This is a genomic window from Cyanobium sp. NS01 (genome assembly GCF_014280235.1).
Lineage (GTDB): Bacteria > Cyanobacteriota > Cyanobacteriia > PCC-6307 > Cyanobiaceae > NIES-981.
The window spans coordinates 1,081,274-1,100,878 of sequence record NZ_CP047940.1; the positions used below are offsets into that span (position 1 = coordinate 1,081,274).

At 69.1% G+C, this 19,605-nt stretch carries 22 protein-coding genes and 1 other RNA gene; 12 read left to right on the top strand and 11 right to left on the bottom strand.

Annotation, left to right across the window (positions count from 1 at the left end; genetic code table 11):
- Positions 1-54: 54 nt before the first annotated feature.
- A complete protein-coding gene (locus CyaNS01_RS05575; protein ID WP_186699519.1) occupies positions 55-264 on the top strand; it encodes a hypothetical protein in 210 nt (69 codons plus the stop codon).
- Here CyaNS01_RS05575 and recQ read toward each other — a convergent pair.
- Positions 248-2,170, bottom strand: a complete 1,923-nt coding sequence (recQ, locus tag CyaNS01_RS05580; protein WP_225875833.1) for a DNA helicase RecQ — start codon at positions 2,168-2,170, stop codon at positions 248-250. The two genes, CyaNS01_RS05575 and recQ, sit on opposite strands and share 17 nt — an antisense overlap.
- A 36-nt stretch (positions 2,171-2,206) precedes the next feature.
- On the opposite strand from recQ, the gene CyaNS01_RS05585 reads away from it, so the two are divergent.
- The 4 genes from CyaNS01_RS05585 (at position 2,207) to CyaNS01_RS05600 (ending at position 5,244) form a co-directional block, all read left to right on the top strand.
- Positions 2,207-3,112, top strand: a complete 906-nt coding sequence (locus CyaNS01_RS05585) for a carbohydrate ABC transporter permease (RefSeq protein WP_186699521.1) — start codon at positions 2,207-2,209, stop codon at positions 3,110-3,112.
- 104 nt (positions 3,113-3,216) lie between these two features.
- Entirely contained in the window at positions 3,217-4,434 is a 1,218-nt protein-coding gene (locus CyaNS01_RS05590; protein ID WP_255460148.1) for a 5-(carboxyamino)imidazole ribonucleotide synthase, read from the top strand.
- A gap of 54 nt (positions 4,435-4,488) precedes the next feature.
- A non-coding RNA gene (ssrS, locus tag CyaNS01_RS05595) (6S RNA) lies at positions 4,489-4,672 on the top strand.
- Positions 4,673-4,770: 98 nt separating this feature from the next.
- Positions 4,771-5,244 (top strand): hypothetical protein, encoded by a 474-nt coding sequence (locus CyaNS01_RS05600; protein WP_186699523.1) that lies wholly within the window; start codon positions 4,771-4,773, stop codon positions 5,242-5,244.
- On the opposite strand, the gene CyaNS01_RS05605 is transcribed toward CyaNS01_RS05600, so the two are convergent.
- Positions 5,226-5,504, bottom strand: coding sequence for a DUF2103 domain-containing protein (locus CyaNS01_RS05605; RefSeq protein ID WP_186699525.1), 279 nt, complete (start codon positions 5,502-5,504; stop codon positions 5,226-5,228). The two genes, CyaNS01_RS05600 and CyaNS01_RS05605, sit on opposite strands and share 19 nt — an antisense overlap.
- Positions 5,504-5,794 carry an ATP-dependent Clp protease adapter ClpS gene (gene clpS, locus CyaNS01_RS05610; RefSeq protein ID WP_186699527.1) on the bottom strand — a complete coding sequence of 97 codons (291 nt, stop codon included), beginning with the start codon at positions 5,792-5,794 and terminating at the stop codon, positions 5,504-5,506. Before clpS ends, CyaNS01_RS05605 begins: the two co-directional genes overlap by 1 nt.
- 64 nt (positions 5,795-5,858) lie before the next feature.
- Between clpS and petN the strand changes: the two genes are divergently transcribed.
- The 4 genes from petN (at position 5,859) to CyaNS01_RS05630 (ending at position 9,078) form a co-directional block, all read left to right on the top strand.
- Entirely contained in the window at positions 5,859-5,960 is a 102-nt protein-coding gene (gene petN, locus CyaNS01_RS05615) for a cytochrome b6-f complex subunit PetN (protein ID WP_186699529.1), read from the top strand.
- 72 nt (positions 5,961-6,032) lie between these two features.
- On the top strand, positions 6,033-6,293 hold the full coding sequence (locus tag CyaNS01_RS05620; protein WP_186700904.1) for a hypothetical protein: 261 nt from the start codon (positions 6,033-6,035) through the stop codon (positions 6,291-6,293).
- Between the two features lie 194 nt (positions 6,294-6,487).
- Positions 6,488-7,612 (top strand): CofH family radical SAM protein, encoded by a 1,125-nt coding sequence (locus tag CyaNS01_RS05625; protein ID WP_370561782.1) that lies wholly within the window; start codon positions 6,488-6,490, stop codon positions 7,610-7,612.
- Entirely contained in the window at positions 7,609-9,078 is a 1,470-nt protein-coding gene (locus CyaNS01_RS05630) for a hypothetical protein (RefSeq protein WP_186699531.1), read from the top strand. Before CyaNS01_RS05625 ends, CyaNS01_RS05630 begins: the two co-directional genes overlap by 4 nt.
- On the opposite strand, the gene psb29 is transcribed toward CyaNS01_RS05630, so the two are convergent.
- Positions 8,966-9,742 (bottom strand): photosystem II biogenesis protein Psp29, encoded by a 777-nt coding sequence (psb29, locus tag CyaNS01_RS05635; protein WP_186699533.1) that lies wholly within the window; start codon positions 9,740-9,742, stop codon positions 8,966-8,968. The two genes, CyaNS01_RS05630 and psb29, sit on opposite strands and share 113 nt — an antisense overlap.
- Before the next feature lie 76 nt (positions 9,743-9,818).
- Between psb29 and clpP the strand changes: the two genes are divergently transcribed.
- Positions 9,819-10,409 carry an ATP-dependent Clp endopeptidase proteolytic subunit ClpP gene (gene clpP, locus CyaNS01_RS05640; protein WP_186699534.1) on the top strand — a complete coding sequence of 197 codons (591 nt, stop codon included), beginning with the start codon at positions 9,819-9,821 and terminating at the stop codon, positions 10,407-10,409.
- Positions 10,410-10,478: 69 nt separating this feature from the next.
- Here the strand turns inward: clpP and ftsH are convergent, their stop codons facing one another.
- The 4 genes from ftsH to pyk all read right to left on the bottom strand — a co-directional run bounded on the left by ftsH (position 10,479) and on the right by pyk (position 16,049).
- Positions 10,479-12,413, bottom strand: coding sequence for an ATP-dependent zinc metalloprotease FtsH (ftsH, locus tag CyaNS01_RS05645; RefSeq protein WP_186699536.1), 1,935 nt, complete (start codon positions 12,411-12,413; stop codon positions 10,479-10,481).
- 65 nt (positions 12,414-12,478) lie between these two features.
- Positions 12,479-12,976: a DUF1830 domain-containing protein gene (locus CyaNS01_RS05650; protein WP_225875836.1), complete on the bottom strand. Its 498-nt coding sequence runs from the start codon at positions 12,974-12,976 to the stop codon at positions 12,479-12,481.
- A 36-nt stretch (positions 12,977-13,012) separates the two neighbouring features.
- Complete coding sequence (locus CyaNS01_RS05655; RefSeq protein WP_186699538.1) at positions 13,013-14,242, bottom strand: ABC transporter permease; 1,230 nt, start codon at positions 14,240-14,242, stop codon at positions 13,013-13,015.
- Positions 14,243-14,264: 22 nt separating this feature from the next.
- Complete coding sequence (pyk, locus tag CyaNS01_RS05660) at positions 14,265-16,049, bottom strand: pyruvate kinase (RefSeq protein ID WP_186699540.1); 1,785 nt, start codon at positions 16,047-16,049, stop codon at positions 14,265-14,267.
- Between the two features lie 57 nt (positions 16,050-16,106).
- Between pyk and CyaNS01_RS05665 the strand changes: the two genes are divergently transcribed.
- Complete coding sequence (locus CyaNS01_RS05665) at positions 16,107-16,436, top strand: nucleoside triphosphate pyrophosphohydrolase family protein (protein WP_186699541.1); 330 nt, start codon at positions 16,107-16,109, stop codon at positions 16,434-16,436.
- A 67-nt stretch (positions 16,437-16,503) separates the two neighbouring features.
- Complete coding sequence (locus CyaNS01_RS05670; protein ID WP_370561677.1) at positions 16,504-17,010, top strand: hypothetical protein; 507 nt, start codon at positions 16,504-16,506, stop codon at positions 17,008-17,010.
- Here the strand turns inward: CyaNS01_RS05670 and CyaNS01_RS05675 are convergent.
- Genes CyaNS01_RS05675 through ilvA form a run of 3 tightly spaced genes read right to left on the bottom strand, consistent with a single transcriptional unit; the run spans position 17,004 to position 19,538 of the window.
- Positions 17,004-17,291 carry a YggT family protein gene (locus tag CyaNS01_RS05675; RefSeq protein WP_186699543.1) on the bottom strand — a complete coding sequence of 96 codons (288 nt, stop codon included), beginning with the start codon at positions 17,289-17,291 and terminating at the stop codon, positions 17,004-17,006. The genes CyaNS01_RS05670 and CyaNS01_RS05675 overlap by 7 nt on opposite strands.
- A 24-nt stretch (positions 17,292-17,315) precedes the next feature.
- Positions 17,316-17,882 (bottom strand): SMC-Scp complex subunit ScpB, encoded by a 567-nt coding sequence (gene scpB, locus CyaNS01_RS05680; protein WP_186699545.1) that lies wholly within the window; start codon positions 17,880-17,882, stop codon positions 17,316-17,318.
- A 57-nt stretch (positions 17,883-17,939) separates the two neighbouring features.
- Positions 17,940-19,538, bottom strand: a complete 1,599-nt coding sequence (ilvA, locus tag CyaNS01_RS05685; protein ID WP_186699547.1) for a threonine ammonia-lyase, biosynthetic — start codon at positions 19,536-19,538, stop codon at positions 17,940-17,942.
- Between the last annotated feature and the right edge of the window lie 67 nt (positions 19,539-19,605).

Consider the following 19,605-nt stretch of genomic DNA (forward strand, 5'->3'; position numbering starts at 1 on the left):
CCGCCTCCGCTGCGCTGGGGCCCGCGTCTAGTTTTCTCCCACTGAGGTGCAGGCATGAACCAGACCGTCAAAGGCATCACCTACGTGAGTGTGTGGGTGCTGCTCTGGGGCACCGCCTCCTCCCTCGCCGACTTCGTGCTGCTGCAGCGCGGCACCTACGAGACCGGCACCAGTGGCCAGCTGCTCACCTTTGCCGCCTACGGCCTCGCCGCCCTGGTGATGGGGGTGCGCCTGTCGGGGCGCTTCCTCAAGACGGAGGACTGACTCCCTCACTCCCCCCTTCCGCCTGCTGCCGCAGCACCGCCAGCAGCGCTTCCCCGTAGCGCTCCAGCTTGGCGGCGCCGATGCCACTCACCTGGCCCAGCTCGTCGAGGCTGCTGGGCTGGCGCACGGCCAGCTCCAGCAGGGTGCGGTCGTGGAACACCACGTAGGGGGGCACCGCCTGCTGGCGGGCCTGGTCGCGGCGCCACAGCTTCAGGGCCGCCACCAGGGCCGGATCGGCCCCTTCTGCGTCGAGTTCGGGCCGTTGCCCCCCAGCCCCACGGCCGTCTCCGGCCCGGCCGCTGCGGTGCCGCTCCTTCTGGGGGGGCGGCAACGGCAGTGCCAGGCTGGCCTCCCCCCGCAGCAGGGGCTTCACCAGGGCCTCGGCGCCGAAGCAGAGGCCGCCGTGGCCGTCGGGGCTGGGCTGCAGGTAGCCGGCGCTGGTGAGCTGGCGCAGCAGGGTGCGCCACTGGCTGCGGTCGAGTTCCTGGCCGATGCCGTGCACGCTCAGCTCCTGGTGGCCCAGCTGGCGGATCCGCTCGGTGTTGCCCCCCAGCAGCACATCCACCACGTGGGCGGCGCCGAAGCGCTGGCCGGTGCGGTACACCGCTGAGAGGGCCTTGCGGGCCGGCTCGGTCACATCCACCCGGGCCTGGGGTTCGAGGCAGCCATCGCAGTTGCCGCAGGGCTCGGCCAGCGCCTCGCCGAAGTGCTGTAGCAGCACCTGGCGGCGGCAGCCGGGCGCCTCGGTGAAGCCGATCAGGGCATCGAGCTTGCCATGTTCGATGCGTTTCTGGGCTTCGGGGGCGTCGGAGTCGTCGATGAAGCGGCGCAGCTGGGGCACATCGCCCGGGCCATGGACCATCCAGGCCTCTGCCGGCAGCCCGTCGCGGCCGCCCCGGCCGGTCTCCTGGTAGTAGGCCTCCAGGCTCTTGGGCAGGTCCAGGTGGGCCACGAAGCGCACGTCCGGCTTGTCGATGCCCATGCCGAAGGCGATCGTGGCCACCACCACCACGCCGCTGCCGTTGCGGAACTGCTGCAGGGTGCGGCTGCGGGCCTCGGCCTCCATGCCGGCGTGGTACGCCAGCGCCTCGTAGCCCGCCGCCCGCAGGTCTGCCGCAAAGCGGTCCACCCGGGCCCGGGAGCGGGCATAGACGATGCCCGACTCGCCCCGGTGCTGCTCCAGAAACTGCAGCAGCTGGCCCTTGGCGTCGTCCTTGGCCCGCAGCAGGTAGCGGATGTTGGGGCGATCAAAGCTGGCCAGGAACACCCTGCCGCTCTCCAGCCGCAGCCGCGCCACGATCTCCTCGCGGGTGCGGGGGTCGGCGGTGGCGGTGAGGGCCAGCCGCGGCACCCGGGGGAAGCGCTCCGCCAGCACCGCCAGCTGGATGTACTCGGGGCGGAAGTCATGGCCCCACTGCGACACGCAGTGGGCCTCATCGATGGCGAACAGGGCCAGGGGCAGGGCCGCCAGCCGCTCCAGCAGATCGCCTCCCAGCAGCCGCTCCGGCGACACGTAGAGCAGGTCGAGCTGGCCCTGGCTGAGCTGACGCCACACCGCGCTGGCCTCCGCTGCCGTGAGCGAGGAGTTGAGGGCCGCTGCCCGCACCCCCGCCTGCTGCAGGGCCTCCACCTGGTCCTGCATCAGGGCGATCAGGGGCGACACCACCACCGCCACGCCGGGCAGGCAGAGGGCCGGCACCTGATAGCAGAGGGATTTGCCGCCCCCGGTGGGCATCAGCACCAGGCCGGAGCCGCCGCCCAGCACGTGGCGCACGATCTCCTCCTGGGGCCCGCGGAAGCTGGCGTAGCCGAACACGTGCCGCAACACGGCCATCGGATCGGCAGCTGGCCGGTCTGGCTGCACCATGGCGCTCAGGGGGCTGCTTGCTGCGGAAGCATCGGTCACGGCATCTTCCACAATGGCCCCATCCCGTGGGCCGTGATGGCGACTTCACCCGCGAAACCCGCTCCCCGGGCCCCCGGCCATCGGGCCGCCTGGGGCTTTCTGGCTCCGGCCCTGCTGCTGATCAGCCTCTCGGTGCTGATCCCGGCGGCGATGGCCCTGGTGATCAGCTTCACCGAGACCGGCCTCGACGTGAGTGAGCCCCTGCGCTTCGTGGGGCTGGCCAACGTGCGCCGCCTGCTCACCGATCCGATGTTCTTCCGGGTCACCGGCACCACCTTTATCTATCTCATTGGTGTGGTGCCACCGGTGGTTCTCGGCGCCCTGGCCCTGGCCGTGCTGGTGAACCGGCAGATTCCCGGCATTCACTGGTTCCGGGCCGCCTTCTACACGCCGGTGCTGGTGTCGATCGTGGTGGCGGCCATCGCCTTCCGCTGGCTCTATGCCGAAAACGGCCTGATCAACGGCTGGCTGGGCGCCCTGCTGGGCGACGCCTTCAGCCCGATCGGCTTTCTCACCTCGCCGCTGCTGGCCCTGCCCTCGGTGATGCTCGTGACCCTGTGGAAGGGGCTCGGCTACTACATGGTGATCTTCCTGGCCGGCCTGCAGGGCATCTCGGCCGACCTCTACGAGGCCGCCGCCCTCGACGGCAGCGAGGGCTGGCGCAAGCACGTGGACATCACACTGCCGCTGCTGCGGCCCTACGTCACCCTGGTGGCCGTGATCTCGGCGATCGCCGCCACCAAGGTGTTCGAGGAGGTGTTCCTGATGACCCAGGGCGGCCCCGCCGACTCCACCCGCACGATCGTGTACTACGTGTATGAGCAGGCCTTCTCGGAACTGGAGATCGCCTACGCCTGCACGGTGGGCCTGGCCCTGTTCCTGATCGTGCTGGTGCTGAGCCTGATCCGCTTCGCCTTCGCCGGCGACCAGGGCCTCACCTGAGAAAAGGCCCAGCCCCCCGGCGCCCTAACCTTGTCTTCATCTTTTCGGGCGGGGCCTGGGCGGTTCGTTCCAGGCACCTGGACCCGTCGTTGCCGCCCGTGTCCGTGCTCCCGTTGAAGGCCGAAACCCTGGCCCCGATCGCCCCCGAGGGTGAGGCGCGGATCGGCGTGGTGGGGGGCGGCCAGCTGGCCTGGATGCTGGCCTCTGCCGCCGCCCAGCTCCACATCCCCCTGGTGGTGCAGACGCCGTCGCCGGATGATCCCGCCAGCCGCCTGGCCTCCGCTGTGGTGCTGGGCGATCCCGGCGATGGTGCTGCCCTGCGGCGGCTGGCCGGCGCCTGCAGCGCCGTGACCTTCGAGAACGAATGGGTCGACCTGGAGCTGCTCTCCCAGCTGGAGGCCGAAGGTGTGCGCTTCGTGCCCAGCGTGGCGGCTCTCGCCCCGCTGGTGAGCAAGCGCAGCCAGCGGCAGCTGCTGCAGCAGCTCCAGCTGCCCGCCCCCGCCTGGTTCGACCTGGCCGATCTGCTCCCCGCAGCACCCACTCCCGGCCCGCCGCAGCTGCCCGCCGGCTGGACCTTCCCGCTGATGGCCAAGGCCGCCACCGGCGGCTACGACGGCAAGGCCACCCTGGTGCTGCGGGACGCCGGCGAGCTGGCCGAGCTGCTCGAGAGCGTGGACCCGGCGGACTGGATCGTGGAGCGCTTCGTGGCCTTCGAGATCGAGCTCTCCCAGCTGGTCTGCCGTGACGCCCAGGGCGCCGTGCGCTGTTATCCGCTGGTGCAGACCCACCAGCACCACCGCGTCTGCGACTGGGTGCTGGCGCCCGCCGACGTGCCCCACGCCGTGCAGGCCTTCGCCCGCAACATCGCCGTGTCCCTGCTCACGGCCATCGACTACGTGGGCGTGCTCTCGATCGAGTTCTTCTATGGCCCCGAAGGCCTGCAGATCAACGAGATCGCTCCCCGCACCCACAACTCCGGCCACGTGACGATCGAGGCCGCCCACACCAGCCAGTTCAGCCAGCAGGCCCGCATCGTGGCCGGCCTGCCCATGGGGGAGGTGGAGCTCAAGGTGCCCGGTGCCCTGATGGTGAACCTGCTCGGCTACGAGCGCTCCAGGGCCAGCTACGCCCAGCAGCGCCGGGCCCTGGCCGCCCTCCCCGGCGCCAGCCTGCACTGGTATGGCAAGCAGGGGGCTGCGCTCGGCCGCAAGCTCGGCCATGTGACCCTGCTCCTCGATGGCGCCACCGCCGCAGAACGCAGGCGGCAGGCGCGCCATGGCCTCGAGCAGGTGCGGGCGATCTGGCCCAACCCCAGCTATTGAGTTTGTCCTCTTGCGTTGAGGGGCTCGGAAACCGGCCAGAGGCCCTAAGCTTTCTACGGACTACCTTGTTGGTGACTGCCTTTTACAGTTTTCCGATCTGACTCCTCTTTCGACATGGGGAGTCTGCGGCGGAAGCGACGTAAACCGGCCTCGTAGCCGGAAATGAAGCCCCGCTCCTGACACCCCTTCTGGTAACTCCAGGTCGAACACTGGGGCAAAACGGCACGGCGGTCCATCCTCTTCCTCTCCCTCGGCGCTTACGGGCCCGGGGGTTTTTGCTGTCAGGTCTGGTCGATCAGCCGCCAAGGTGGGAGGGTGTGGACGCAGCCAGCCGTGATGGACCCCTCAGCCTCCGTTCAGCCGCCGGCACCGACCTTCCAGGAGGCGTTCATCGCCCTCCTCTCCCTGGCTCCGGGGCCCGTGTTCCCGAGGGCCAGGCAGCTCTACCTGCGCAAGTACCCCCTCGAAGGCTCCCCCGCCCAGCTGGAGGCTCAGGCCAGCCAGAGCCGCTTCCGCAGCTTCCTGCTCCAGGAGGAGATCCAGGAGGGCAGCGACGGGGTCTACCGGGTGCGGGCTGCCGCCTTCGCCGTGGTGCACTGGCATGCCCCCCAGACCAACCCGGCCGATTACCTCACCTATCTGCGCCAGCGCTGGCTGCTCGAGCCGGAAGACCTGGAGCTCCAGAGCGACCAGTGGTTCCGCGGCGGTGGGGCCTATGCGCGCTTCACAGCCCCGGCGGTGTATGAGCGCCAGGGGGCAAGCCAGCTGCGCCTGAGCCTGGCCCAGGCGCCTCACCCCTCCAGCAGCTGATCCACCAGGGCCTGCAGCTGCTCGCCGCTGCAGGTCGTCACCACGAACACCTCCTGGGCACTGGAGCCCCGCCGCGCCACCAGCTTGTGGCCCCCCCGGATCGGTGTGGACACCCGCAGCCGCAGGTTCGGACTGCGGCCCTTAACCCTGCTGATCACGGCGGGGGTCACCGTGTCGATGCGGGGCAATCTGGCCAGGCGCCGCAACAGCGGGATCAACCCCTCCAGGTAGGTGCTGTGGGTCACCACGACCCGGCCCATCAGTCCCGCTCCAGTGGAGCCATGGTGAGGCCCTCGGCCCCCAGTTGCTGGTGGTAGAGCTCGGCCTGCTCCTGGGGACCGCTCCACACCACGGCTGAGCCCTCGCCGTCGATGCGCTGGGCCAGGTCCCAGGCCTTGTCGGGCTGCATCCCCGGGATGAAGCGCACCAGGCACTCCACCACGTGCTGGAAGGTGTTGACGTCGTCGTCGAGCACCACCACCCGATAGTTGGGGTAGGGCTGACGCACCAGTTGCCGCTCGCGCACGGCAGTCGGGGACGAACTCACCATGGTGATGACCTGTCCGGAGTGGGTGGAGCCTAGGTACACTGCCGCTACGCCACGCGTTTCCACCATGCTGATCACCCTGGGCTGGGCCTCCCTGGCTGCCCTGTTCACCTTCTCGATCGCCATGGTGGTCTGGGGCCGTCACGGCGACAACAGCATCAGCTTCTGATCGCCCAGCCCATGGGCCGCCGCTGGGGCGTCTGCCCTTGCCCCCTTCCCGACCCCCGACCCTTCCCTTCCGGTGGCTGATCTGCCCTTCAGCAGCACCCAGCTCCTCGCTGGCGTTGCTTCTGCGTTGCTGCTGTTTGTCAGTCTCGGCGTGGTCTATCTCTCCACCGTCGAGTGGCGCGATCGGCGCCGCCGCCGCCGCGACAGCTCCGCAGCACCGCTCAAGCCCGGTGCCCGCAGCAAAGCCGCCAAGTCCGCCAGCAGCGGCAAGGCCTCGTCCGGCATCAGGGCCGGCCGCCGTTCCAGCAGCAGCGGCAGCCCACCCCGGTCGTGACGCCCTCCCCACTCCTGCGCTCCGCCGCAGCGGCGCCGATCGCCGCCTGGGCCTGGCGCGACGCGGCTGACCTGCTGGTGCGGCCCCCCCAGGCCGACCCTCCCCTGGAACGGAACTCCCGGCCTGGATCCAGCGGCAGTGGAGTGCAGGAGGCCTGCGCTCTGCTGGATGCCCTGCAGCAGGCCCACACCTCCCTGCTCAGCCAGGGTCTCGATGCCGCAGCCTTGGAGGCAGCTGAGCTGCCCCGGCTGGCTCTGGCCGTGCTGTCACGGCCGTGGGCGGGAGCGGATCTGGAGGCGCTGCGCCAGCGGGCCGACGGCCTGCGGCGGCAGCTGGCCGGCGAGACGGTCACCTACGTGGTGAACCGCAACCTCAACATGTCCAACCACTGCGTGAAGCACTGCTCCTTCTGCGCCTTCCGGCGGGATGCGGGCGAGCCCGGGGCCTACTGGCTCCAGCCCGAGCAGCTGATGCAGCGCGCCGCCGAGGCCCGCAGGGAGGGCGCCACCGAACTGTGTCTGCAGGGGGGCCTCAATCCGGAGGCCCGGCTGCACGGCAGCCAGCTCGCCTACGCCGAGCGGATGCTGATCGAGCTGGGTGAGGCCGCGCCAGGCCTGCACCTGCACGCCTTCTCCCCCCAGGAGCTGCTCTTCTTCGCGGAGCAGGACGGCCTGCCCCTGGCCACGGTGCTCATGCGCCTCAGGGCCGCCGGCCTGGGCTCCGTGCCCGGCACCGCCGCCGAGGTGCTCAGTGAGCGGGTGCGTCGTCAGCTCTGCCCCGAGAAGCTCACAGCGCGCCAGTGGGTGGCGGTGATGCTCGAGGTGCATCAGCAGGGCCTGGCGTCCACCAGCACCCTGATGGCGGGCCACATCGAGGCGGCGGCGGACATCGCGGCCCACCTGCTCACCCTCGTGAGCCTGCAGAGCCGGGCCCTGGCCAGGGGCCTGACCGGGTTCACGGAATTCGTGCTGCTGCCGTTTGTGGGCACCGCCGCCCCGGCCCCGTTGCGCTCCCGGGTGGGACGCGACCAGCCCGACCTGGACGCCATGCTCCTGCTCACCGCCCAGGCCCGCCTCATCCTTGGCCCCTGGATGCCGCACCACCAGCCCAGCTGGGTGAAGCTCACCCTGGAGGGGGCCCAGCAGGCGCTTCGCTGGGGCTGCAACGACCTCGGCGGCACCCTGATGGAGGAGCACATCACCACCATGGCCGGCGCCCGGGGCGGCACCGCCCAGACCCCCGCCGCCCTGCGCGCCGCCGCCACCCACCTGGGCCGGCCGGTGCGGCAGCGCACCACCCTCTACGGGGCCCTGGCATGAAGCGCCTCGCTCTGGTGGAGTCTCTGCGCAGCCTGCGGTTGCCGCGCCTGCCGCGCCTGCCCCTGCGGGTCACCGCCGGCGTCACCCTGCTGCTGCTGCTGGGGCCTGCCCTGGCCCTCTGGATGTTGCCCCGCCCCAGGGCGGAAGGTCTCGGCCGCCTGCTGGCCCAGGCCGCCCTGCTGCAGAGTTTTCCCGCGGCCCCCTCCCGGCCGGTGCCCCAGTTGTGGCAGCAGCGCCTGGGGGCCGAGAGCGCCGAACGCCTCTGGGGCCAGCAGCGCAATCTGTGGTGGCAGTTCTGGGGCAGCCAGGGCGATGGTGGGGCCTATCTGGTGCTGCCGCTGCCCAGGCCCATGCTCACCGGTGCCCTGGCCAGGCCTCCCCACAGTGTTCAGGTGGACGACCTGCTGGTGGTGGCCGCTGACCCTCTCTCCCACCGCCTGCTCACCGACCAGCTCCAGGCCCTGCCGCGCCAGCGCCGTGGTCTGGAGCAGCGCTGCCTGGAGCGGCTGGAGACGGAGCAGGCGGCCTTCTGGTCGCCCGTGGCCTTCGGGGGGATGGTGGGGCCGCTGGCGCCCCTGCTCCAGAGCTTTCAGGAGGGTTGCGTGAGCCTGGCGCTGGAGGGGGAGGAGCTCCTGGCTGCTGGCGAGGCGGCGGGCAGCACGGCTCTGCTGGCCTCTGTGCCACGGGCGGAGGCCGCCGCCCGGCCGGCTGGGGCCTCGGCTCCAGCCTGGCCACCGGGCAGCCTGCTCACCCTGCAGGGCCGCGCGCTGGAGGTGCTGCTGCAGGGGTTGCTCAACCGGCAGTTGATCCGTGATCCGCTGCTGTCGCGCTATGGCGTCGATGACGCCGACCTGCGGCGCCTGCGCAGCACCCCGTTCCGTCTCGGCGTGCGGGCCGTGGGGGCGGGCCCCTTCCAGGCGGCGATCACGCTGCAGCTCGCCCCTGCAGCAGAACAGCGCCAGGCCTGGGCGGAATTCCTGGGCCGCCTTGGGCCGGTGCTGGAGGGCGAGGGCCTGGAGAGCCTGCCCCCGGCGGCTGGTGGACCCCCTGGCGGCTCAGCCACCCTGCCCACCAGCCTCTGGCAGCGGCAGGACGGCCAGGTGGTGGGAGGCTGGCGCTGGCTGAACCGGCCCGGGAGTGCCCCGGAGCTGCTGATGTTCCTGGGGCCTGCCCCCACGGCTGGTCCCGGAGCTGCTTTGGCGCAGGGGGACGCCGCCCCGCTGCTCAGCCTCATGCTGCGCCCCCGCCAGCTCGGGGCCCTGGGCCTGCTGCCCGAAACCCTGCCTGGACCGCTGATGCAGGCGGAGAGCCTGGATGTGGAAGCGCAGCGCCCGGCCGATCAGAACGAGGCGATCAGCCGGCTGTGGGCGCGTCTGCGGCTGACGCCTGCGGCTCCGTCTTCTCAGCCCCTTCCGGTGCCGGAGTCTCCCCGGCCGCAGGATCCTCCGCCGGCGCCACGCCGCTGAGGCCCGCCTGCTGACGCTCGCGCTTGCGGCGCTCGGCCGCCACGGTTTCCTCCATCAGCTCCACGGCCTGGGCGAGCTTCTCCAGGTTGCTGGCGTAGAGGCTGAGGTCCTTGTCGAGCCGCTCCCGCAGCAGCCCCATGGCGCCGCCGAGGTCGTGGGCGTAGCCGCGCAGGGTGGCGGGATCCATGGCATCGGCGCCCTGGGCCTGCTCCAGCAGGCTCAACAGCCCCACGCCCATCAAGCGGGAGTAGTGGAAGCCAGGCTCACGGATGCTGGCCAGGGCGGAGGCCAGGGGCTCAGGAGCACCCTCCCCCTGGGCCTCGATCCAGCCCTTCACCGCATCCACGCTGTGGTGGCCCATGGCGGCGCGGCAGCTGTCCGATTCCTGGCGCAGCTGGGCGGCATCGAAGCCGGTGGCACTGCAGAGGGCCGCGAGAAGCTGGGGCTTGTGCTCGGGCGGGCGGTAACCACGGGCAAAACCGTCAAACACCTGCACCAGGCCACAGGCGAACAGGCCGTTGGCCGAGAAGCCCTGTTGGCGGCTCAGCAGGTGGAGTTCCACCAGCAGTTCATCCACCATGCGCCGGTAGAGGGGCGCGATCACATGGGGGAAGGCGCGATGAAAAGCGCGCTTGCTGTCGGAGACGGTCAGGGCGGCGCTCACGCTGCTTGTCGGTTCAGGTGCGGCGACCCTAGCCGCCCACGCTCAGTAGGATCGAGCCAGTTCACTGTCCAGGTCCATGATTCCGATTGTGATTGAGGAGTCGGGCCGGGGGGAACGCGCCTTTGACATCTACTCGCGGCTGCTGCGCGAGCGGATCGTGTTTCTCGGAGAGCCCGTCACAGCCGAATCGGCCAACCGCATCGTTGCCCAGCTGTTGTTTCTGGAAGCGGAAGATCCTGAGAAGGACATCTTCCTCTACATCAATTCCCCGGGGGGATCGGTGTATGACGGCCTCGGGATCTTCGACACCATGCAGCACATCAAGCCCGATGTGCAAACGGTCTGCGTCGGCCTGGCCGCCTCGATGGGCGCCTTTCTTCTCTGTGCCGGCACCAAGGGCAAACGCAGCAGCCTCACCCATTCCCGGATCATGATCCACCAGCCCCTGGGGGGCGCCCGCGGTCAGGCCAGCGACATCCGTATCCAGGCCGATGAGATCCTCTACCTCAAACAGAAGCTGAATCAGGAGCTCTCTGATCGCACCGGCCAGCCCATGCCCCGGATTGAAGAGGACACAGACCGCGATTTCTTCATGTCGCCGGCCGAAGCGGTGGGCTATGGCCTGATCGACAAAGTGATCGAAAAACGCCCCGTGCGTCCGGTCTGAAAAGCCGTGCGTCCGGTCTGAACAAAAAAGCCCGGCCTAGGCCGGGCTTTGTGCTGTTCAGAGTGGTGGTCAGCTGCTGGGCAGGGCCGGTTCGACGATCAGGGGCGAGAAGCGCTCCTTCTCGGGAACGGTGGCGAATTCAGACACAATGGCCCTGAATTCCTCGCCATCGAGACTCTCCTTCTCGATCAGCAGCTCCACCACCCGGTCCATGCAGGTGCGGTGCTCAGCCACCAGCTTCACGGTGTCCTTGTAGCAGCTCTCGACGATCTGGTGCACGGCCACGTCGATGCGGCTGGCCATGCGGTCGGAGGCGTCGCTGCGGGTCATGAGGTCGCGGCCCAGGAACACCTCCTGGTTGCCGGCTTCCAGGGAGAACTGGCCCAGGTCGCTCATGCCGAAGCGGGTGACCATCTGGCGGGCAATCGAGGCCACCTGCTGGATGTCACCCCCGGCGCCGGTGGTGACCTCGGCATGGCCGAACACCACCTCCTCGGCGGCACGGCCCCCCAGGGCGCCCATGATGCGGGCCCGCAGCTGGGCCTTGCTCACCAGCATCTGCTCCTCATCGGGGGAGAACCAGGTAAGACCCTGGGCCTGGCCGCGGGGGATCAGGGTGACTTTCTGCACCGGGTCATGGGCCTTCACCAGGGTGCCCACCAGGGCATGGCCCACCTCGTGGTAGGCGATCAGCCGCTTGCTGCGGCCATCGGTGAGGGGCTTGCCCTCCATGCCGGCGATGACGCGATCCACGGCATCGTCGATTTCAGCCAGGCCGGTGGCCTCCTTGCGGCGGCGGGCCGTGAGGATGGCGGCCTCGTTGAGCAGGTTGGCCAGGTCGGCACCTGAGAAGCCCGGGGTGCGGCGGGCAATCATCTCCAGGCTCACGTCATCGCCGAGCTTCTTGTTGCGGGAGTGCACCTTGAGGATCGAGAGGCGGCCCTTGATGTCGGGCACGTCCACCTGCACCTGGCGGTCGAAGCGACCCGGTCGCAGCAGGGCTGAATCGAGCACGTCGGCCCGGTTGGTGGCGGCGATGATGATGATGCCGCTGTTGCCCTCGAAGCCGTCCATTTCGGTGAGCAGCTGGTTGAGGGTCTGCTCCCGCTCGTCATTGCCGCCGCCCACACCGGCGCCTCGCTGGCGGCCGACGGCGTCGATCTCATCGATGAAGATCAGGCAAGGGCTGTTCTCCTTGGCGCGCTTGAACAGGTCGCGCACCCGGCTGGCACCCACGCCCACGAACATCTCCACGAACTCCGAACCGGAGAGGGAGAAGAAGGGCACACCGGCCTCGCCGGCGATGGCCTTGGCCAGCAGGGTCTTGCCGGTGCCAGGAGGGCCCACCAGCAGCACGCCTCTGGGGATCTTGGCCCCCACGGAGGTGAACCGCTCGGGGGTCTTGAGGAAGGTCACCACCTCCTCGAGGTCCTGCTTGGCCTCCTCCACGCCGGCCACGTCATCGAATTGAACGCCAGTTTCGGCCTCCATGGCGAAGCGGGCCTTGGTCTTGCCGAACTGCATCGCCTGGCCCGGGCCGCCGGGCATGCCGCTGGAGCGGCGAGCCAGGAAGATCAGCGAGCCGATCAGCAGCAGGGGGAACAGGAGGTTGCCCAGGATGCCGAGGGCCGGTGGGGCCTGTTTGGGGGGATGGATGTCGAAGCTGATGCCCTGCTCCTTGAGCTGGTTCACCAGCTCGGGAGCCACGCCCGGCAGGTCCACCCGCAGGCGCTGGACCCGGTTGTCGAGCTCGGGATCCACGGCCTCGATCACGGCACTGCGGCCACCGTCAAAGATGTCCACCGCGGTGACCCGGCCGGCATCCACGTAGTCGAGGAAGCGGCCGTAGCTCATGCGGGCCACGGCCGCGTTGCGTGGTGCGGTGGTGGGTCCGCCCTGGCTGGGATTGGCGATCCCTCCGCTGCTGAGGATCTGCCAGCCAAGGAAGGCAACCACCGCCAGCGGCAGCAACCAGAGAGCAATCAATCGCCAGCGCTGATTCATAGCTGAGACACTTTCTTAACAAGTGTAACGGTGCCGCCTGGCTTTCGGACCGCCGCAGCCTGGATTCAGCCAGCGGTGCCCCAGGCCTGCACCAGAGCGGCGGCGCTGATGGCCTGGTACGTCAGGGGGTTGGCGTACTGGCTGCGGGGGGTTGGGCCTGCTTCCGGTCCTGGAGCAGAGAAGGGCGGCTGGATCAGCTCCTGAGGAACAAGCGGTGTGCCATGGCTCTCGTCCAGCTCAGGGTCAGCCTGGGTCAGGGGGATGGCTGCTGAGCCGGTCTCGATCACCAGGTCGTCCACGGCCACGGTTTCCAGCAGTTCAGGCCCGCCCAGGCCATGGGTCCAGATCTTGAGCTCGGAGTCGGCCGGGCAGGAGAAGCTGAGCAGTTCGAAGGGGAACACGACGCGCTCGAGGAAAAATTCCTCAGGCCCCACGCAGCGGGCGATCACCATGCGATCGCTGCTGTTCCGGTAGCCGCATTCCAGCCAGCCCAAGGGTCTCACCACATTCGATACCACCCATAAACGCATCGAATCAATCGCCCGCTTGGTGGCCTTCGCCACGGTTTGCCTGTCTTAAGGTTTTCTTTGGGATTGGGGCTAGAGGCTGCGCAGGGCCACGATCGGGTCGAGGCCGGCGGCCCGGCGCGCCGGCACCACCCCGAAGAACAGGCCGATGGATCCTGAGAGTCCCACGGTGAGCAGCACCGTGCCGGCGCCGATCGTCGCTGGTAGCGGCGTCACCAGGGCCACCAGGCTCACCGTGCCGATGCCCACCGCAGTGCCGATCGCCCCACCCAGGCTGGCCAGCACCAGCGATTCCACCAGGAACTGCAGCAGCACGTCGCCACTGCGGGCCCCCAGGGCCTTGCGCAGCCCGATTTCCTCGGTGCGCTCGCTCACCGACACCAGCATGATGTTCATGATGCCGATCCCGCCCACCAGCAGGGACACGGCGCCGATGGCGGCCAGCATCAGCGTGAGACCGCCGGTGATCGTGGTCACGATCGTGAGGGCATCCTGCTGGGAGCGCACGGCGAAGTCGTCCTCCCGCAGGATGTTGTGGCGCTGGCGCAGCAGGTTGGTGATCTGGAAGGCGGCGGCGCCGGTGCTGTCGCCATCCCGGGCCTCCACGCTGATGAAGTTGAGGCTCACCCCATAGGTGGGATCCCGCCCCGAGAGCTTGCTCACCATGGCGCTGAGCGGCACGTAGGCGTTTTCGTCCTGGTTCTGGCCGAACACAGCCCCTTTAGCCTCCAGCACCCCGATCACCTCAAAGGGCTGGGTGCGGATCCGCAGGGTGCGCCCCACGGCAGTGCCCCCCGGGAACATCTTGTCGGCCAGGTCGGGGCCGATCACGGCCACGCTGGCGGCGGCCTCCATGTCGTTGGCCGAGATGAACCGCCCCCGGGCCATCTCGAACTGGCGCACGGGCAGGAATTCCGGGGTGATGCCATTCACCGAGGCGGTGCTGCTCAACCCCCCCGCCTGCACCACCTCGCTGAGGGTGATCTGGGGCGCCACCCGCTTCACGGAGGGCACCTGTTCGGCGATCGCCTCAGCGTCCTCCAGCACCAGCGTCTTGGGGAAGTCGATCCCCTGGCGCCGGGTGTCGTTGTTGCCCGGCACCACAAACAGCACATTGGCGCCCAGATTGCTGAGCTGGCCCTCGGCCAGGTTCTGGGCGCCCCTACCCACCCCCACCAGGGTGATCACCGAGGCATTGCCGATCACGATGCCCAGCATGGTGAGCAGGCTGCGCAGGCGGTTGGCCCTCAGGGTGGAGAGGGCCATGCCCACGGTTTCGCCCAGGGGCAGCTTCGAGGCCATGGCGTGGGGCAGAACGGGATGGTCAGACGATGGCGCCGATGGGGTCGGCGTTGTGGCTCCTGGCCCCCCGGTGCACCAGACCATGCAGCAGATCCAGGGTCACGATCTCGCCGTCGAGCAGGGTCTCGAGGGCGCCCGTGACCCCCACGATGGCGGGGATGCCGGTGAGCTCGGCCGTCACGGCGGCATGGCTCTCACGGCCGCCGCTTTCGGTGATCACGGCCTTGGCCCGGTGAAAGGCCTCCACGTAGGCGGCGCTGGTTTCGCGCACCACCAGGATCTCGCCCATCTGGATGGCGGCGGCCTCCTCCGGGCAACCCACCATCCGCACCCGGCCGCTGATCGAGCCGGTGCCGATGCCCACTCCCTGGGAGAGCACGGCCGTGACGATCCCCACCTTGATGAAGTCGGTGGAGCCGCTCACCCCGGAGAGGGTGCCGGCCGTCTGCACCACCAGGTCGCCGTCCTGGAGGTAGCCCCGGTCGCGGGCCAGGCCCATGGCCAGGCTGAAGGTGCTGGTGCTGGAGGTCTGCTCCGCCACCAGCAGAGGATTCACGCCCCAGATCAGTTGCAGCTGGCGGGCCACCTGGGCTTCGCTGGTGATCGCCAGGATCGGGGTGCTGGGCCGGAACTTGCTCACATTGCGGGCGGTGGCGCCGCTGGAGGTGAGGGGCAGGATCGCTGCGGCATTGAGGTTGCGGGCGATGTTGCTCACCGCCTGGCAGATCGCATTGGGAATGGTGGTGGCCATGCGGCTGTCGATCTGCCGCATCGGGTAGTCGCGCTCGATGCGACGGGCGATGGTGGCCATCGTGGCCACGGCCTCCACGGGAAAGTCGCCCACGGCGCTTTCGTTGGAGAGCATCACGGCATCGGTGCCATCCAGGATGGCGTTGGCCACGTCGCTCACCTCGGCCCTGGTGGGCCGCGGACAGCTCACCATCGAATCGAGCATCTGGGTGGCCGTGATCACCGGAATGCCCAGGCTGTTGGCCTTGCGGATCAATTCCTTCTGCAGCAGCGGCACCTCCTCAGCCGGCATCTCCACGCCCAGATCGCCGCGGGCCACCATCACGCCGTCGCACAGCATGAGGATGTCATCGATCTGATCGATGGCCTCGAATTTCTCGATCTTGGCCACCACGGGTGTGTCGTGGCCGTGGCTGGCGATCAGTTCCTTGATCTCCAGCAGGTCGGAGGGATTGCGCACGAAGCTGAGAGCCACCCAGTCGACGCCGTGCTGAAGCCCGAAGGCCAGATCCTCGCGGTCTTTGTCAGTGAGAGCCCGGATCGAGAGCTGCACATCCGGGAAGTTCACGCCCTTGTTGTTGCTGAGCACACCTCCAACGGTGACGCTGCAGTGCAGGGTCTGCTGGGGGATGTCCACCTCTTCCACCAGCATTTCCACCCGGCCGTCATCCAGCAGGATGCGGCTGCCGGGAGTCACCTCATCGGCCAATCTGCCGTAGGTGACGGTGGCGATCTCCTGGTTGCAGGCCACATCTCTGGAGGTGAGACTGAAGCGGGCCCCCTGCGCCAGCGTGATCGGGCCATCCACGAACCGCCCCAGGCGGATCTTCGGGCCCTGCAGGTCCTGGAGGATGCCCACATGTTCGCCGAGTTCCACGGACACCTGGCGGATCGCCTCGATGCGGGCGGCGTGTTCGCTGTGATCGCCGTGGGAGAAGTTGAGTCGGAACGTGGTGGCCCCGGCGTGGATCAGAGCCTTGAGCTGCTGGTGGGACTCGGTGGCGGGCCCGATCGTGGCGACGATCTTGGTGCGACGCATGAGATCGGGTTGGGGCATCGCAGTGGCGATCTATAGGTTGAAACTACCATCGGCCCAGTTTTGGTGCTGGCTTGGATGGACTTTCGGACCTACCAGGAGCGCTCGCGCCAGACCGCTGTCTATCCCGGCGCCGGTGAGAATCCCATCTACCCCACCCTCGGCCTGTGCGGCGAGTCGGGCGAGGTGGCCGACAAGGTGAAGAAGGTGCTGCGCGACCGCGGCGGCGTGTTCAGCCAGGAGGTGCGCCAGGCCCTGCAGCTCGAACTGGGCGATGTGCTCTGGTACGTGGCCCAGCTGGCCACCGAGCTGGAGCTCGACCTCGACGCCGTGGCCAGTGCCAACCTGGACAAACTGGCGAGTCGCGCCGCCCGTAACGTGATCTCAGGCGATGGTGACCTGCGCTGAGGCGCGACCCAGCTCTGCTTCCCAGCCAGGTTCCCCCATGCTCCAGTTCCGCTCAGCCCCTGTTCCGTTGTCCCACCGGACGCGCTCTGGGAGCCCTGTCAGGCCGCTTGGCCAGCGTCGGTGGCTGCCGGCGCTGCTGCTCGCCCTGCTGCTGGTGCTGGCGCCGCCGGCCTGGGCCCTCGATCTCAAGGTCAACGACGTGACCCTGGATCCCTGCCCGGCGGATGATGTGGCCGCCCAGCCCGATCTGAGGCGGGCCGCAGCCCCCAGCTGCTACGCCATGCGGGGCACGGTGCTGAACAGCAGCCGCAAGCCCGTGGTCGACACCGATGTGTTCGCCCTGATCGTGGATGCCAGCGGTGAACCGGTGCTCCAGAACCGCTCCAGGGTGGGATCCATCGGCGACGTGCCGCCAGGCCGTTCCACCTTCGCCCTGCGTGTTTCGGTGCCGGCGGGAACGCCTGAGCCGATTCGCTTCCGCAACGTCAAGGCCCGGGGCTTCAGCGCCCCGGTACGCGTCCGCGCCGGAGCCGACGACGAACTGCTGCCCCTGGAACAGGAGCTGGCTCAGTAGAGGGAGGCCATCATGCTGACGCTGGCGCTGCCCAGCAGCTGCTGGCCCAGGCTGAGGGCGAGGAAGGCGAGGATCGCCGAGAGGTCGAGGCCGCCGATCGGCGGGATCAGGCCGCGAAACACGTTGAGGTAGGGATCGGTGATCGAGCTCACGCTCGAGAGCACCGGATTGCTCCAGTCGAGGTTGGGGAACCAGCTGAGCAGCACCCGCACCAGCAGGAGCAGGGAATAGATCTGCAGCGTGTTGCTCAGAACGCTCAGCACCTGGGCGGCGACTTGCATGGGCCTGTGGGATGAACCCCGACTCTATGCAGAGCGGCGCGGCCGGGGCTGCAGTTCCTCGGCTTTCACCGCAAAGGTGCGATGGAATTTCTCGCTGAGGCTGAGCCAGTAGGAGCGGCCATCGCTCTGGCGCCGTCGCTCGATGAAGTCCTCGGCGAGCAGGGCCTTGATGTGGTCGTAGGCGCCGGAGCCGCGCAGCTCCACCAGCTCCGACTGCAGGATGCGCTTCTTGAGGGCGATCGTGGCCAGGGTGCGCAGGGCCGCGGTGGAGAGGTCCACCGGCACCAGGTTCTGCACCAGATCCGCCAGGCTCTCGCGCAGTTGCAGACCGTAGGTGTGGCCGTCCTGGCTGATCTCCAGGGCCGTGTCGCGGTGGGCGTAGTCGGCCATCAGGGTGATCAGGCCCAGCTCGGCGCTGTCGTTGTCCACCCCGGCAATGGCGGCCAGCTCGGAGAGGCTCAGGGGGCGGCCCTTGAGATAGAGGATCGCCTCCAGGTGGGCCGGCAGCGACAGGTTCAGGGGCTTCGGCCCAGCAGGACCGGCCTCCGGGTTCTCGGTTTCAGGCGTGCTGGCTTCGGGGTCGACACCCATGGCACTCGGCCCTGGTGGTGCCAGCAAACTAAGGGAGAGCCGCAGGGATGTCTCCCCTCAGCCGTTGGAGCCGAGGAAGAGCCGGTAGGCCGGGTTGGTGCTCTCGTCCCAGTGGCTGTAGCCCAGCCCGTCCAGAAACTCCTGCCAGGTTCCCCGCTCCCCGGGCGGCACCTGCACCCCCACCACGATGCGCCCCACGTCGGCGCCGTGGTTGCGGTAGTGAAAGATGCTGATGTTCCAGCTGGCCTGCAGGGCGTTCACGAAGGCCATCAGGGCGCCGGGCTTCTCGGGAAACTCGAAGCGGTACAGCAGTTCCTCGCCCTGGTCGAGGGCCTTGCCCGCACTGGCCGGCAGCCGCCCCCCCACCATGTGGCGCAGGTGCAGCTTGGCCAGCTCGTTGCAGCTGAGGTCGAGGCAGGGGAAGCCGGAGGCCTCCAGGCTGGCCAGCAGGGCCCGGGTGTCGGCATGGCCCTGAATCTGCACTCCCACAAAGATGTGGGCCCGGCGAGGGTCCGCCAGGCGGTAGCTGAACTCGGTGAGGCTGCGATCCCCCAGCATCTGGCAGAAGCGCCGCAGGCTGCCGGGCTGCTCGGGGATCTCCACGGCCAGCATCGCCTCGCGCTCCTCGCCCAGCTCGGCCCGCTCGGCCACGAAGCGCAGCCGATCGAAATTCATGTTGGCGCCGCAGGCCACCGCCACCAGGGTGCGGTCCTGGAGCCCCTGGCCTTCCACGTCCACCTTCATGCCGGCCACGGCCAGGGCGCCGGCGGGCTCGAGGATCGAGCGGGTGTCCTCGAACACGTCCTTGATGGCGGCGCAGATCTCGTCGCTGCTCACGGTCACCATCCGATCCACATGGCGCTGGGCCAGGGCGAAGGTGTGGCGACCCACCTGGCGCACGGCCACGCCATCGGCAAACAGCCCCACCTGCTCCAACCGCACCCGCTCGCCACAGGCCAGGGAGCGTGCCATGGCGTCGGCATCGCGTGGCTCCACCCCCACGATCTGCACCCCCGGCCAGAGGGTCTTGACGTAGGCGGCGATGCCGGCGATCAGCCCGCCGCCCCCCACCGCCACGTAGATCACATCGGGTGGATGGGAGCACTGGCGCAGGATTTCGAGGCCGATCGTGCCCTGGCCGGCGATCACATCGGGATCGTCGAACGGGTGGATGAAGCTGAGGCCAGCCTCCGCCGCCAGCTGCAGGGCATGGCCGTAGGCGTCGTCGTAGGTGTCGCCGTGCAGCACCACCTCGGCGCCCCTGGCGGCCACGGCCCGCACCTTCATCTCAGGCGTGGTGACCGGCATCACGATCACGGCCCGGCAGCCCAGCCGCTGGGCGCCGAGGGCCACCCCCTGGGCGTGGTTGCCGGCGCTGGCGGCGATCACGCCCCGCTCCAGCTCCGCCGGGCTGAGCCCCACCATCTTGTTGTAGGCGCCGCGCAGCTTGAAGCTGAACACCGGCTGCAGATCCTCCCGCTTGAGCAGCACCTGGTTGCCCAGCCGGCTGGAGAGGTTGGGGGCCGGATCCAGGGGCGATTCGATCGCCACGTCGTAGACCCTGGCCCGCAGGATGCGTTGCAGATAGCCGTCGGGGTCTGGGGCCACCTCTGCCGGAGCGACATCGGCGCTGGGGTTTCGGGGCTGCTGGCTCATGTCCCCAGTGTCGCAATCTGCGCAGGTGCCCCAGCGGAACCCCCTAGATTGCTCACAACGCCAGGGT